The following is a 14,567-nucleotide window of genomic DNA, read 5'->3' on the forward strand; positions in this document are numbered from 1 at the left end:
ATGCTTACTGCGCCAAACTTGGAATGATCATTTGAATAATCCGCTTCCAACTAGCAGCAAGTTCGTCTACGGCCAAAAGTTCGCGGCCAAACGCTTCATCGCGCTCGTGGTGCAGATGTTGATTGACTTTATGCACCGTAATCGCGGGATGCGGACGCTCGATCAACTCCAATGCAGCGCCAACTTGCACCTCGCCTGCTTGCAAAACCCGCAGATAAAAGCCACTGCGCAAGGTAGCAATTGTGCGTTGTTGCAAACCGTCGAGACCAAGCTTGCGATCTTGTTTGGTGCAGGGGTAGCGTGGCGCACAAATTTGCACAATCGCGCTCCCAACCTTAAACACATCGCCAATACACACATCTTTTTCAGTTACGTTGCTAAGCGTCCAATTTTCGCCGATGCCGCTGGCTTGTAACATCGGGTGATCATCGGCTAAGCCATATTCTGCTTGCCACAGTGGGTAATGGCTGGCAGGCTGGCAACACACCGCTTTATCAGGGCCACCATGGTTTTTGGTGTCGGCCACCGCATCACCAACATGGCCCAATTGCTCCAAGCGCACAGGTGTCGTGATCGCTTGGCGGCCAATCGCCGACGACCAAGCGCCTTTGGCATCGTGGTAGGTTTGGGGCTGGCCGATCGCTAAAGTTTCAATCGTAATCACAAAATCCTCTAACGTTTGTACAATTGCTCAAAACTCTTGGCGAAGCGCTCGTAGATTTGGCGGCGACGAATTTTGAGCGTTGGCGTGAGCAAATCATTTTCAATTGTAAAATCTTCGGGCAAAATTTCATAGGCCTTAATTTGCTCGAATGAAGGCAAGGTTGGGTTGATCGTTTGCACTTCGTGTTCAATCGCAGCAACTAATTTAGGATGTTTATGTAAATTAGCATCAACTGGCACATGCTCACGATTGGCCCAAGCGGTGACGGCTTCCATATCGAGCGTGAACAACGCCACCAAATAGGGTCGGCGATCGCCGAAAACGGCACATTGCGAAATGTACGGGCTATTTTTGAAGGCAGCTTCGACGGCTTGCGGCGCAATATTTTTGCCCGATGCGGTAATTAGCAAATCTTTTTTGCGATCAACGATGCTCAAAAAGCCATCAGCATCGATTTTGCCGATGTCGCCAGTGTGAAACCAGCCATCGATCAAGGCTTCGTTGGTTTTTTCAGGGTTGTTGTAGTAGCCACTCAGAATCAAATTGCCGCGCACCAGCACTTCGCCATCATCAGCAATTTTGATTTCGTTGCCAGGAAACACCTTGCCAACCGTGCCTAGCCGATAATCATCGGGGCGATTGGCAGTTACCGCAGCAGACGTTTCGGTCAAGCCCCAACCTTCGAGCAACAATACACCCGCACCATTGAAAAATTCCAAAATCTCGATGTCGAGCGGAGCGCCGCCCGTAATTGCATAGCGAATATTGCCGCCAAGTAAGGCGCGAACCTTCTTAAACACTAAGCGATCAGCCAAGGCATATTTCAACTTGAATGCTGCCGGAACCGCTGCTTTTTGGCCTTTGTAGCGGCTCATTTGACGGGCGATCGCCAGCGCCCAGGCAAAAATCCGTTTGCGAATTGGGCTAGCTTCGGCGCGTGCCTGAGCGGTGCTGAAAATCTTTTCGTACATGCGCGGGACGCTGAAGAAGAAGGTTGGTTTGATCGCTTGCACATCTTCCAGCACTTGTTTGATCGATTCGATAATTGCAGTGTTGAGACCGTTATCGACTCCACACATATGCTGCAAGCGGCCAAAAATATGAGCGGCTGGCAAAAACAGCACATCATCATCGCCAGCTTGCATGGCCATGGTCGTGCGAATCGCGGTTAATTCGCCGAGCAAGGCCCGATGCGCCAACATTGCGCCTTTGGGATTGCCAGTTGTGCCCGATGTATAGACAATCGTCGCCAAATCTTCTGGCTCGATCTGTTGGGCGCAGTTGGTGGCAAAAACCTCTTGGGCCGTTGCATCGCTGGTGGCCATGCGCCGCAAACTGGTCAGCGATAAAATCCATGGGTCATCATTGGGCAAATCGCGGCCATCAAAAATAATTACCCGTTCGATATGTTCAAGCTGCGAGCGAACCTTTTGCAATTTATCGTACTGCTCGCGATTTTCGATCAACAAGAATTTGAGGTCAGCATCTTGGGCGATAAAGGCCACAGTATCGGCCATCAACGAGGGGTAAATTGAAACAGGCACAGCCCCTGAACAAACCAAAGCCCAATCCGATTCGACCCAATCGGCACTGGTATTGGACATAATGCCCACGCGATCACCTTTTTGCAACCCCAACTGTTGAAAACCAGCCATCAACTGATAGACATGGCGTTGATGTTCGGCGTTGGTGCAGGTAATCCATTCGCCATTGCGGCGAGTTCGCCAGCGATTGAGATGGGCAAAGGCTTGTGAACGCTCGCGAAACAACTCACCCAGATTACGAAATGACATTGGCTACCTCCAAGACCTTTGCAACAATTCAACGGCGAACGACAACGGCTGTGGTTAGCAAGCTAGCTAGTTAGAGAGTGAAGTGCGGGTTAAACAAGCGCCAGATGGCGAGCATTGTTGGCGCTTGGTAGGAATAGGCAGATTGGCAACACCGCTTAACTATTCGTTTTCTGGTGCTTGATCCAGATCATGGGCTAATTCAGCTAGTAATTCTTTGGCGGCGCGTTCATTGACTTTGGTTCGCCCAACCTCGGCCTCAGGTGTAATGCCTTCCATCTCCAAAAAATCAACGATATGGCGTTGATGTTGTTGAAGCAAGGCTGGTGTTAATAACTCATCGAGGTGGACAAAAACCTGCATGAAGGCTCCCGTTTATGCACTGTGGTGGAATCTAGAGCTATGATACAGTTTTTTAGGTTGCGCGGCAAGTAGTTTGACCAAGCAATTCCGTTAATAGATGGCGAGTCTTTGCTATACTTAGCACTGCATGTCGATTGCCAATTAAGGGGATATTTGATCATGGCACATTCAGATGTTTACGATCCAATTCATAACGAATTATGGGCTTTATCAGTTATGGCCAGCACACTCGATAATGTGCGAGTACGGGTTTCTGGCCTACAACCTGATGTTCAGCAAGAGCGACCGCAAGGCTTTGAGCGCTCGTTGGCCCATGTGATTGCCAGCCTGCGTCGCGGCGAAGCTGAATTAATTGAAGTCTTCGAAAAAGCTTTGAAGGCTGAAAATCCCAGCCTCAACACGATTTTCAATCGCTACCCCAAGGCGTTTGTGCTCAATCCAGCTGAGGAGCTTGGCAGCTTTATGGATAGCCGCGAAACCAGCTTGGGCTTGTTGCGCAGCTTAACCAGTGAGCAATGGGAGCGCAAAGTTAATGATCCTGAACGCGGGTTGGTCAGTTTAAGCCAATTAGCGGTCGAACGCGCCAACCTCGATATCGAAGAAATGGATTATATGGCCCAATTGCGCCAAGCGATCTTGCGGCTTGAGCCAATTCAAGGCAACGATGCTCGATGAGGGTACTTTGGTTAATTAGTGTTTTATCTAGCACTGGGTTGGCGCTTTTGAGCCTACCACAGCTACTCCGATCTGCTCAGCAACGACGCTGGGCAGCTTGGTTTTTAGCCTTATTTGCGATTGGCAATGGGCTTTGGCTAAGCCAACCTTGGCAAATTTGGGGCCGAATTTTCGCCATATGGATTCCATGCTACCTGGCATTTAAAGGTTGGCGTTTGCTCTATAGCCCGCATGCCCAAACCAAACAACTTGGCTTTTGGCGTAGTTTGGGGTTTATTTTGTGGCTGGGGATGGAGCTTGAGCCATGGGAATTGCCGCGCCAGCCTGATCTTGCTTGGCGCAAAAACCTGCTGATCGGCGCATTATGGCTAAGTTTAGGGCTAGCGATTGGCTTGCTGGCTTGGTGGTTGCCCGCCCCAAACACCGATCTATGGTTGCTTTGGCGCTGTTGGCTAGCCTTGGTCGGCTTGGTAATTGGCCTCTTTTTTGGGGTTACGCGGCTCTATTTGGCGCTCTGGCAGGCTTTTGGCTGGCAAGTTCAACCCTTATTTTTGCAACCAATTTATGCGCGTTCGGTTAGCGAATGGTGGGGCAAGCGCTGGAATTTAGCGGTGCATACGGTGTTGAGTTTGGTGTTTTGGCAACCACTCAAACCAATCATTGGTTGGCGCTGGGCGGCGGCGGTGGTCTTTATCGCCTCAGGCTTGTTGCACGAATTGTTGTTGAGCTATCCGGCGGCAGGCGGTTGGGGCTGGCCACTTGGCTATTTTGTGGTGCAAATTGGAGCGACCAGTTTGGAGCGGCTGCGCAGCGTGCGGGCTTGGTTACGCCAGTCAGATCGTCGTCAGGCAAGTTGGACACTGAGTTGGATCATCATTCCTGCGCCGTTATTATTTCGGCCTGAACTTATTTTGGGCTTGTTTGCTGAACATCTAACGTAGCGCCACTAACGCCCCGAAACGCCCAGCAACTCCGGCATAATGGCCAAAAAAGGCCGTATCAGGGCAAGCAGTGCAAAGGTCGATTGAGTGAATATTGCTGGTTTGTACGCCAGTTTGTTCGAGTATATGACCAATCATGCGAGGTAAATCGAAGAAATATTGCTCATCGCGGATGATAATGCCTGGCGCGTTGGGGCCGTGGCGTTGGAAGAAGGCTGGAGAAACAACCTGTGCCCATGTCAGCGATTGGGCTAATGCATAGCAACATGGGCCAACGGTTGGGCCGATGCCGACCACCAAATCGCTAGGTTGACAGGCAACTAAGTGACACAACGCCTCAATCGTATTTTCTAAAACGTTATTGACCGTGCCAACCAAACCAACGTTGACCAAGGCCACTGCTTTGCCTTGGCGCGTGGTAATAATCACTGGAGCAGCATCGCCAACCACCATAAATAGCGCCAAATTGCGAGTCGTAGTAATCAGGCTATCAACCCCTTGTTGATTGGGAATACCTTGTGCATTGATAAAACTCAGATCGCGCGGTGAGGCATCGGCCAACAAGCCGCGCACCGAAATCCGATGCGGCGTGCTATCGATTGGCATGCTATCGGGGTCGCTGACCAAGCCCACACGGGAACTATGAGTCAGAGCAAAATGGGCCACGCGGCCTGCATCAATTCCGGCGACCCGCGCAAAAGTACGCCGCGCTGCCCCAACTTCGGCAGGCGGGCCATAACGGGTTGCGAGATTCCCACAGGTTCGGGTCGAAAAGCCATGCTGTAAAAACGGCAGCCCGACTAAGCCGGAAACACGAACAATCGGTGAGGCAACCTCAGGATCAAGTGATGATGATGCAACAGATGGCACATTCAGCATGGAATAGTCCCTGCGCAGGTATACGATTCTGATTAGTATACCGTATTGCTAAAATCAATGTAAAGAGATCAGTAAAGCCTTGGAATGGGTCAAAATTAGCTCTCGACTTTGCTGATTGTTAAGCATACAATAGCCATCTAGCTAGCTGCGACATTTCAACCTTTAGCACGTACACCACGGTACTGGTCTTCTTAGTACTTTTTCGCTATGGAGGTGGTTATGCAGAACATAGTTAGTGACACCATGAACTCGATCATGATTTGGACGATTGGCGGTTTGGTTTTCAGTTTTGTGCTGATTGTAGTCCTCCGTCGCGCTTTTGGCCCGAATAAGAAGTTGTTGCAACAAGGTTTACCGGCCCAAGCCACGATTATCAATGTTTATCAAACTGGCATGATGGTCAATAATAATCCGCAAATTGGCTTAGTTTTGCAAATTGATGGGCCGTTAGGCCAATATCAGACCGAAACTAAGGCAGTTATTCCCATGATATCGATTCCACAATTTCAGCCCGGCGCAGTCTTGCCAGTCAAAATTGATCCGAGCAATCGTAATAATATTGCGCTTGATATCTACGGCCCGCAATAGGCCAATAGCCATTTAATCCCCCACCCATGTTTCCTGTTTCACCCCTGCGGTGGAACAGGTTTTTTATTGGGCCAGAGTTCGCTGGTTAGCTGGCGAATTTGTTGACGGGCGATAGTTGGGTCGGGTACTGCCGCTGCCATGATTACCAAACTATCCCACATGCCAGCGCTGTAGATTAATGCTGCGTCGTGTTCAACATCGGCTAGCTCCCCCGATTTGTGGGCGCATACTACCGCTGGTGGTAGGCTTGCAGCTATTTTATCGTCACTCGCTGAGTTAACGAGACTCTTTACGAGGGTACTAGCCATTGATCCCCCCTTGGCTATGGCATCGGTCATGGTGTGTAACAGCCTAGTTAGCTCCTCGGCGCTAGTATAGTTTTCCAAGCCCTGCTGACGCGCCTGAAAATCAAGCATAACCCGCCCCCAGCGCGTTGCCTGATAGCCCGCTTGCTGCAACCAACTGTTTGCCGCCTGAATTCCGCCCAATTGGGCCAACAACACATTGGTGGCGTTGTTTTCCGATTGATTAAGCATGAGATAAATCAAGTGATCGCTGCTAAACTTGCTGCCAATCGCCTGCGCCAACGAGCCATCAGGATCAACAATCAGCTGTTCACTAATCAATACGTCGAATGCAGGCTGATTGGTTGTATACCATTGCCAAGCCAAGAACAATTTGATCAAACTGGCCGACGGTAATTGTAAGCTTGGTTGATATTGATAATAAATTGCTCCAGTGCAACTGCGAAAATCAACCGACCATTGCCCAGCAAAGCTCATAATTAAGCGATCGATCGCTTGCATGGTGGATTCCTTGCCTAAAAAGGCGAATTTGACTTTTTATTAATCAGGTTTGGGTTTAAAATAGCTCTATTGTTTGCATTTTAGCGTTTGGGTGACCGTGTATGTATGTTTCTCGCCTGCAACTCCAAGACTTTCGAATTTATCGCAGCCTCAATTTAGCCTTGCCTCCAGGCGTGTGTTTGTTCTATGGGGCCAATGCAGCGGGCAAAACAACAATTCTGGAAGCATTATACTATTTGGCCACAACTCGCTCTTTACGGGCCTCGGTTGAACGTGAATTAATTGCACTCGAAGCAGCAGGCGACCTTGGCTTACCGCCATTTGCTCGTTTGGCTGCTAGCCTACAACCACAACCAGAGGCCGAAATGCAAACGATTGAAATTGTGCTGCAACGCAAATTTGGCGCTGATGGCGATTTAGCTCCAACCACCAGCAAAACCATTCGGATCAATAAAATAGCTCGGCGAGCGCTCGATCTGATTGGCCAGTTACGGGTTGTGATGTTCGCGCCTCAAGATTTAGAGTTAGTCACGGGTGCGCCTGCTGAGCGGCGGCGCTATCTCGATGTCACGCTTTCGCAGATCGATGGTCGTTATGTTCGTGCCCTTTCGCGCTATAACCAAGTGCTAACCCAACGCAACGGCCTATTGCGGACCAGTCGTGAGCGTGGTCGCGCTGCCAGCGAACAAGATCTAGCATTTTGGGATGAGGAGCTAGCCAAGGCTGGCGTGTATGTGCTGCGCGAACGTCGGAGGGCGGTCACCACGCTCGACCAGCTTGCGCAACGTTTGTATGCCGAGATTAGTGGCAGCGATTTAGATTTACGTTTGAGCTATTTGGATACAACGCCTGCTCACGATGTACCAAGTTTTCAAGCAGCCTTGAAGCAGCTCCGCCGTGAAGAGCGCGAGCGTGGCGTGACGTTAATCGGTCCACATCGCGATGATCTTTCGATTCAACTGGCGGAGCGTGAAGTTGGCAGCTTTGGCTCGCGTGGCCAGCAACGAGCCTCGACTTTGGCTTTACGGCTAGCTGAAGCCGAATTGATGCATAGCCGCACTGGTGATCGGCCAGTGCTGCTGCTCGATGATTTGCTCTCGGAGCTTGATCAAAAACGCCGCGAACATCTATTGACCACAATTGTGCGTCCCCAGCAACAAACTCTAATCACTGCTACTGATCTCGATGATTTTTCGCCTAATTTTCTGAGCCAAATCACTCGAATGCATGTTGATCATGGCCAGATCTTTCCGGCGTGATTGGTTTTTTAACCACGAAGAACGCGAAGGTTAGTTTCATGCTTCTATCGCATCAGTCATTCAATCAGCTACACATCCCTCAAACTGTAGCTGATTGATTAAGCTTATCCAGCGCTGCTTACAAGTAAATTCTGAATATCACGCTGAATTTTTGTTCGCAGCCTTAAATGTTCTTGGGCTAGGAGCTCTGACAAGGAAGAAGTATAGTCGTGCAGGTGTGCTAGGAACTGCTCTTCGCGTTGTAATTGGCTAGATCGATGTTGTTCCCACCCCTGATGGAGTTGTCTTTTTTGTGCTTCTGATAGTGCTGTTTTCCATGGCTGATTATTGGCCAATTCCCAAATTTTATGGATTGAATGACAACGAGCCAAGCTATTGGCAATCTCGCCATGCAAATAATTGCTAGTTTGGCAGAGATTCCAAGTTTTTAACCCAATCAGTAATGTATCAATTGCCCCAATATCGGCACGTTTCAGATAATCCACTAAATCATGAAGGTGTAATTCTGCCAATGGCAGTTTAATTGTTTGTGACAGTGCTAATGCCAGCAGCATCCGATCATAGGGATCAACGAGGTGCTCAGCTAAATGTTTAGCCTGAAGCTGGATTGTTCGATCAAACGCTGTTTGATCTTCCCGCGCTAGACTATTGCGGGCTGGCTCAAATCCTTGGACATAAGCGAAGAAGGCCATCACTGACTGGGATTTAGGCGAATACTGGAGCCAATAAGCGGTGGTATGCCGCTGCAGTGCTGCTTGGAGCATAATATGGAGTTCTTCCCTGAGTTTAATCAGGTTAGGCGCTTGCTCAATGGCGTGCATAATTGTCTCTATCGTTTTATGTTCATTGATACTGCGCCATGCTTGGGCCTCACTGACCAATGTTTCAATTGACAACCCGTGGGTCTGGTCAAAATCTGCCCAACACTGAGCTAATTCGGCAGCCCGCTCATAGCGATGATTACGCCGCAACATGTGCAGATCTTTTGTTAGTAACGGACGGATAATTAGCCGCCAGACTTCGCTATTAGCAGTTTCGAACCAACCCCTCAAGCTTGAACTATTTAATAAATCGATCGTTTCATCAGCAATATGTCGCTGTAAATCTTCGATCAAAGATCGCTCTGCCAATTGGTTGTAAGGATCAGCATTCAACAAACTAACCAGATCTTGCAATTGATCATTAACAGCGACAATCTGTTTTAATTGCTGCGATTCTAATCCTAATAAACGTTGACGCAACTCTTGTAACATTCGTAATAGCGGATCAAGTCCAATAAGCAGGTGTTGATCATCACTAGCAATTAATTTCTGGCTAAGGTTAAGCCATTTTTGCGGGAGATCATTATGCGCAGCAAGTAACGCTTTTGGGTCAAGCCGCCAGAAGCCATTGCCATCAGACACAAACCATGGTTGTTTCCGCAATGTCTGTTCAACAGTTGAGGCTGCGACCATCCGCTCAGCATTAATCATTGCTTTTAAGTCGGTCTCATGCAACCAACCATCGGGGGCAACCAATAATAAATCGCAGAGGGTTTCCTCGATTGATTTCTTACCAACTGCCTCTAGCCACAATGCAATTTGATCTTCATGACGTTTTTCAGCGCGATAAATTGCCTCGTTGGTTTCGCAATAAACCATAACTTCATCAATAATTTCATAAGAAACCACGCCCTGATCGCTAAGTGCAATTCGTACCTCAGGTACGCTATGCGGCGCTTGATTGTAATAAAGTCGATAGATATCGCCATGAACCAATTCAAGATAGACAATCCCACCTGCTGGAATTTGTTGTTCGGCAAAAAATCCACTTAAGACAGCTTGGTTATAGGCAATTGGTGTATCACGTTGCCAAGCGAAATAGAGTTCAAAGTGCTGATCAAAGTCCGTTTTACAATGGACAAACGCTGGTTTATGCAGAAAAAGCTCGCGAGCCTTGGCCGATAAACGCAAAAATCCTTGGGAGACTTCGCTGAATGACAAGGTAAATTGGGCTACATTGGCCGATTGGGGCTCGGCTGGGCATGTTGAAACACGTTTGGATGGTAATTGAGGTCTGGCAGAGAAACCTAGAGTCTCAATATCAAGCCCTTGTTGCTCCACGAAGGTGCGAACGCGATCTTTTAATCCATCCATATCGGTCTGAATTGCAGGGCTGCTTAATTTATTTCGGCCAGTAAATGGCGGAATAACCTTGGATTGATTAATCGTAGGTAATGGGGTTGGTATATGCTGTGGATTAGCAGGCGTAGCAGCATTCTTCGGCTGGATCGCGTTATTTTTAGCACCATTGGATAACGAACCAGTATTGCGTTGGGCTTTTTTGCTTGGAGTTTCATGCTCAAGCCCTAATCCTATTAATGACGATGGAGTGTTAAATGCAGTACTAGCTTCAGCACTTGGTGGAGTGGCTAAATCCTTAGAGCGTGTATCTGCAAATTTCTCAGGTTTCTGCGGTTCTGGCAGCGGATAGCTTATGCTAGGCTGTAATGGCTCATGAGGGTCGGTTGAAAGCGCTGAATGGTGCTCCCCAAGCTGAAATTCTACAATATTCGGTTCAGGTAATTCAAAATGAATTTCTGGTGGTAGTGGTTTTATCTCATTCTCATCAAGAATCTGGACCCAATTTTTGGGATCGGTGAGCAGTTCTTTTAATAACACGAGTAAGACTGGAATTTGCAATACCTGAAGCAGCGCTTGGGCTAAAGCCTTACGCATCTGTTGATCATCTAAACCTTGTTCAAGATAGATGTAGGCAGCCTGAGCTTCACGTTTGTACAGCGAAGGCTCGTTGATTTTTTGGCTCTCATAGGTTTGTTCTGCCAACTTAATCGTGTAAACAACCTGAATTGAGGGTTCAAGATAGGCCTTAAGTGCTTGAAGTTCAGTTATTTTTGCTTCCACTTGGGCAAGTAACCCATAATGATGAAACAAGCGGGTCAGAGCATATTTGAGCTGGCTAATTTCGCGTAAAAAAGGGTATGGATGGGCATGTTTTGGCTGTAATTGAAATTCTACTTGGCGTACTTGCTCAATCGCCTGAACCCCTAGCCTACGCAGCAACTCTTCGCCATTGGGAGTGTAAATAGCTATCGGTAGGTTTGGGAAGAGCTGTATAAACCGCTCAGTTGGCTGCAAAATAGCATGGGTCGGTAAGCAAAGTAAGGGGGCTGCGTCGCCGCTTTTGCTCAGGATGCAGGGTAGTTGCTTGAGTGGTTCTAGCAAAGCTGAATCTGCATTTCGCAGCCGTTCATAGGCGTTCATCAACAAGCGTTGTTCTTCTTGGGGAACTTCACGCATACGAAAAGCTGCGACAAGTTGCTCAATCAACTCAATATAATCGTGATCGCTCGGGGTAGAACTAGCACCTAAGCGGCGCAGCAATTGTTGGATATTGCCACTGGTTAGATAGCCACGATACGCCCCAAAATCGTGTTGATAGTTACCCAAGAGGATATGACTTGCTTTGCGATAGGCTCTTTTTTGTTCATCCCAAATGATGGGTTTATGTTGCAGTGGCTTGAGTTCTTCATCACTAGCATTGATCAAGTAACTATAGATCTGGTCTGAGGCTGGTTTATTGGCGATCTGCAAAGCCAGCAATTGCTTGACAACTAAACTTCGATTAGGTGCTTGTGGCAAGCCTAGCGCTTCGGCAATGTCTTTGCGTGGTCGGGTAGCTTGATTAAAGCCTAAAATACATGCAACTTGATCGACCAGGGCTTTCTGGGTATGGTCATAGAGATCTTTGGGTCTATACCAATGCTCTTGGTCATCCAAAGCTGGGAGCCAAGCATGAGTAGCTAGGCGTTTTGATAAGGTTGTTGTCTGATAAAAATTCCAATTCTCTTCTACATAACGAAAGATTGTTTCGATCGCACCGCGCTGATGGCGTGGCAGCATACCACCAGTTGTCAGCCGTTGAACTTCATCGAAAACTACATTGGCTGGGGCAATTCGATGAACTCCAAGCAACATGAATAATGGTTCCCATACCCAATGGGTTTCTGAATTGAGAGGAGCTGCATATATTTGGTGCGGTACATGAAAATAATCAGGAAATACACTCCGCAAACGGGTTCGAGGAAAGCAAATCTCACTTGGTTTATGCAACCTTTCATCATCGCCATAAATCAGGGCGATCTGCTGAATTGCTTCAAGCAACCCCGGATTACTACGGATTAACTCGATTTCTTTACGCAGAAACTCTAAAGCCAAACGTTGCTCTGTGAGCCGTAAGGCTGAATATTGTGGTAGTAAATGATGGGTAATAAAACGGGCGGTATCAAGCCGTTTTAGCTCTAAGGTATCAGCGAAAAACGGATCTAAGCCAGCGCTAGTTTGGATATCAAGTACAGCATCGATTTTAATAAATTCGGGCCAGCTATTGTTGCTTGCTGGTAATGAAACATGTTCGGCAAAATGGAAGCATTGATCATGGGCGAGCCAGAGCGGTAATCGATGGCGTAATAATTCTATATTTTTAGGCTGAAATTCTTCGCGGTGGCGTGATAAATAACGATACAACCTGATAGCTTTTTCGCGGCTATTGATCAGTGGATGCGCATCGGCGAGCGCTGATTCAACTCGAATAAGTTTTTCTAGGCGTTTGAGCGCTAACTCATGATCAAACACCCCAACCCCAAGATCTTCATACAATCCGCGATGGGTTTTATCTTCCCACGTTGCACGGCCTACTAATGGGGCATCGGGGTCATCGGCAAACAAATCATAGATAATTGGTTCATTGTTTGGCATCCGCAGGGTATTGGCTAAACAGAGCCAATCTGTTCGATTAAGGCAGAGATGTAGGCCTTGCGTATCGTGTTGCGTAACATGTTCACGGGTTTCGCGAATTGTTTTATAGAGCGTATATAGTTTTTGACGGGTATTGAGCCATGTTGGAGCTTCATTTAGTGGCATACTTTTATTAAGTTGAGTTCGCAGAATTTTCCATACATGGGCTAGCTCAAAATGGGCAATTGAGGCTTTTAAGCGTGGATACGTATCGGCTTGAACATCCCAAAAGTGCAAACCACTAGCATGAAGATTTTGCCGAATTACGGCTTGGTTTGTCCATATGCAATCATGAGCTGACCACATCTGCTCAAACTGATCAATAAAGAGGGGTGTTGATTCAATTTCAGCCTGATCGGGACGGGCAAAATCCTTCTCCAGCATGCTATAAATTGTTGCTAATTGGGCACGATTTTGGAGATAGGCTGGCCCCGCCGCTAATTTCGACCCCTCCGCAATTTCGATGCTAACGCGTTTGAGAAAATCGCGCAGGGTGTATTCGGGCACATTCGCCCGTAGAATTAATCCCCAAGCCGCTGATTGGAGTTCAGCTTCCATCAAACGGAGGTCAACTAGCTTGGCGATAGGGTGAAGCTCTTTTTGGGTCCAGCGCACCTTGGATGCAATCTGCCATTTGTTATTAGCATAGAAGATTGGTAACTTGGTAGCTGCCTCAAAGAAGCACTCAATAATTGGCTTAACTAGATTACTGGCTCCTTTATTGATTGGTAAGCGTTGATAGAGTTTAAGCGGCACATCAGCGAAATGCTGGAGTAGCGAAGGTAAGGCGGCGGCCAGACATTCACCTAAACCCTTGAAGACCCAATTATTCCAATCGCGATGATTGGTATGATCTTGATCGATATGTTTGCGATCGGTTGAAGGATAAAAGTCGCCGTTAATTTGAAATGGCAAGTCAGTTTCGATTTCGGTGGGCAAATAATTGTATAGCCGACCTGGAATGAGTTCCTTCCAAATCATGTCTGGCACATTCTGATCGGGGATGACGATTTGAACTTGGGAATCTTTGGCTGGCGAACCATCAGGCCGGCGGGGAGCAGCCATTCGCACGTGGCCATGATAGCGGAGCCAACGGTGTTGTTCAACTGAAGCGTACTGCTGGCGGGTAATAATAATCTCATCGGGGGCATTAGCAGTAGCGGCAGCAACAATTTGACGCTCAACAGTACAGATTAGCTGATTATTGCGATACATTGAAATTTTGCTTAACCGCCGTAAGAAAAATAATAAGCGATAGGCCTCGTCGGCTAGGGCGGTTTGAATTTCTTGGAGCGCTAGTTCAGTAACTGCGGGCATGCCCAAACGATCGCTCGTGTTGGTAGGCTGACGGCGATAGGGTAACTCGAACTCGGTAATATCAACGACCTGACTGGCTCGCTCCAAGACTTGGCCATGTTCCGGTATGAAACGAAGTTCTTGACCACTTGAGCGCAAAATCGGTGTATCGGTTAGTTGATAGACCGAAACAAACCCAACCCCAAACATCCCAATCGTATTACGTTGCTCTAAGCGTTTGCCACCACGGGCGATGTTTTTTATATTCTCAAAATCAATTGAGCGAAAGGTTGTATTGTTGCGAATGACGAGTGCCTGATCATTGAAATGAAATTCGAGCCAGCGTTGACCTTCGCCAGGCACATCATCGGCATTTTGGGCCATTTCACGCACAATCGTGATCCCACCAGAATAGCCATGAAGCAGGGCACTAATAATACCTAAGGTATCCGCGCGATAATCAGTGGTCGTCCATTGTTCAGAGAGTTCGCTTGCCATAATTGGTCTCTC

The 14,567-nt window shown here is 47.9% G+C and carries 10 protein-coding genes; 4 read left to right on the plus strand and 6 right to left on the minus strand.

Annotated features, from left to right (window positions below; translation table 11 throughout):
• Positions 1-4: 4 nt before the first annotated feature.
• The 3 genes from LCH85_23270 to LCH85_23280 form a co-directional block, all read right to left on the minus strand.
• A complete protein-coding gene (locus tag LCH85_23270; protein ID MCA0354927.1) occupies positions 5-664 on the minus strand; it encodes an MOSC domain-containing protein in 660 nt (219 codons plus the stop codon).
• A gap of 8 nt (positions 665-672) precedes the next feature.
• On the minus strand, positions 673-2,457 hold the full coding sequence (locus LCH85_23275; GenBank protein ID MCA0354928.1) for a long-chain fatty acid--CoA ligase: 1,785 nt from the start codon (positions 2,455-2,457) through the stop codon (positions 673-675).
• 159 nt (positions 2,458-2,616) lie between these two features.
• A complete protein-coding gene (locus LCH85_23280; GenBank protein MCA0354929.1) occupies positions 2,617-2,817 on the minus strand; it encodes a hypothetical protein in 201 nt (66 codons plus the stop codon).
• A gap of 159 nt (positions 2,818-2,976) precedes the next feature.
• Here LCH85_23280 and LCH85_23285 point away from each other — a divergent pair, with 159 nt between their 5' ends.
• Positions 2,977-3,492: a DinB family protein gene (locus tag LCH85_23285; protein MCA0354930.1), complete on the plus strand. Its 516-nt coding sequence runs from the start codon at positions 2,977-2,979 to the stop codon at positions 3,490-3,492.
• Positions 3,489-4,433 (plus strand): membrane bound O-acyl transferase family-domain-containing protein, encoded by a 945-nt coding sequence (locus LCH85_23290; protein ID MCA0354931.1) that lies wholly within the window; start codon positions 3,489-3,491, stop codon positions 4,431-4,433. Before LCH85_23285 ends, LCH85_23290 begins: the two co-directional genes overlap by 4 nt.
• On the opposite strand, the gene LCH85_23295 is transcribed toward LCH85_23290, so the two are convergent.
• A complete protein-coding gene (locus LCH85_23295) occupies positions 4,425-5,312 on the minus strand; it encodes a polyphenol oxidase family protein (protein MCA0354932.1) in 888 nt (295 codons plus the stop codon). The two genes, LCH85_23290 and LCH85_23295, sit on opposite strands and share 9 nt — an antisense overlap.
• Before the next feature lie 219 nt (positions 5,313-5,531).
• Between LCH85_23295 and LCH85_23300 the strand changes: the two genes are divergently transcribed.
• Positions 5,532-5,900: a hypothetical protein gene (locus LCH85_23300; GenBank protein MCA0354933.1), complete on the plus strand. Its 369-nt coding sequence runs from the start codon at positions 5,532-5,534 to the stop codon at positions 5,898-5,900.
• Between the two features lie 38 nt (positions 5,901-5,938).
• On the opposite strand, the gene LCH85_23305 is transcribed toward LCH85_23300, so the two are convergent.
• Positions 5,939-6,706 carry a class A beta-lactamase-related serine hydrolase gene (locus LCH85_23305; protein ID MCA0354934.1) on the minus strand — a complete coding sequence of 256 codons (768 nt, stop codon included), beginning with the start codon at positions 6,704-6,706 and terminating at the stop codon, positions 5,939-5,941.
• Positions 6,707-6,807: 101 nt separating this feature from the next.
• Between LCH85_23305 and recF the strand changes: the two genes are divergently transcribed.
• Positions 6,808-7,965 (plus strand): DNA replication/repair protein RecF, encoded by a 1,158-nt coding sequence (gene recF / locus LCH85_23310; GenBank protein MCA0354935.1) that lies wholly within the window; start codon positions 6,808-6,810, stop codon positions 7,963-7,965.
• 104 nt (positions 7,966-8,069) lie between these two features.
• On the opposite strand, the gene LCH85_23315 is transcribed toward recF, so the two are convergent.
• Positions 8,070-14,555 carry a DUF3684 domain-containing protein gene (locus LCH85_23315; GenBank protein ID MCA0354936.1) on the minus strand — a complete coding sequence of 2,162 codons (6,486 nt, stop codon included), beginning with the start codon at positions 14,553-14,555 and terminating at the stop codon, positions 8,070-8,072.
• Positions 14,556-14,567: the final 12 nt, after the last annotated feature.

Source organism: Chloroflexota bacterium, assembly GCA_020161265.1.
GTDB lineage: Bacteria > Chloroflexota > Chloroflexia > Chloroflexales > Herpetosiphonaceae > Herpetosiphon.

Bases quoted from the DNA above. Each gene is read 5' to 3' on its own strand.
- LCH85_23275 (MCA0354928.1), bottom strand. From the start codon at position 2,457: ATGTCATTTCGTAATCTGGGTGAGTTGTTTCGCGAGCGTTCACAAGCC.
- LCH85_23280 (MCA0354929.1), bottom strand. From the start codon at position 2,817: ATGCAGGTTTTTGTCCACCTCGATGAGTTATTAACACCAGCCTTGCTT.
- LCH85_23285 (MCA0354930.1), top strand. From the start codon at position 2,977: ATGGCACATTCAGATGTTTACGATCCAATTCATAACGAATTATGGGCT.
- LCH85_23290 (MCA0354931.1), top strand. From the start codon at position 3,489: ATGAGGGTACTTTGGTTAATTAGTGTTTTATCTAGCACTGGGTTGGCG.
- LCH85_23295 (MCA0354932.1), bottom strand. From the start codon at position 5,312: ATGCTGAATGTGCCATCTGTTGCATCATCATCACTTGATCCTGAGGTT.
- LCH85_23300 (MCA0354933.1), top strand. From the start codon at position 5,532: ATGCAGAACATAGTTAGTGACACCATGAACTCGATCATGATTTGGACG.
- LCH85_23305 (MCA0354934.1), bottom strand. From the start codon at position 6,706: ATGCAAGCGATCGATCGCTTAATTATGAGCTTTGCTGGGCAATGGTCG.
- recF (MCA0354935.1), top strand. From the start codon at position 6,808: ATGTATGTTTCTCGCCTGCAACTCCAAGACTTTCGAATTTATCGCAGC.
- LCH85_23315 (MCA0354936.1), bottom strand. From the start codon at position 14,555: ATGGCAAGCGAACTCTCTGAACAATGGACGACCACTGATTATCGCGCG.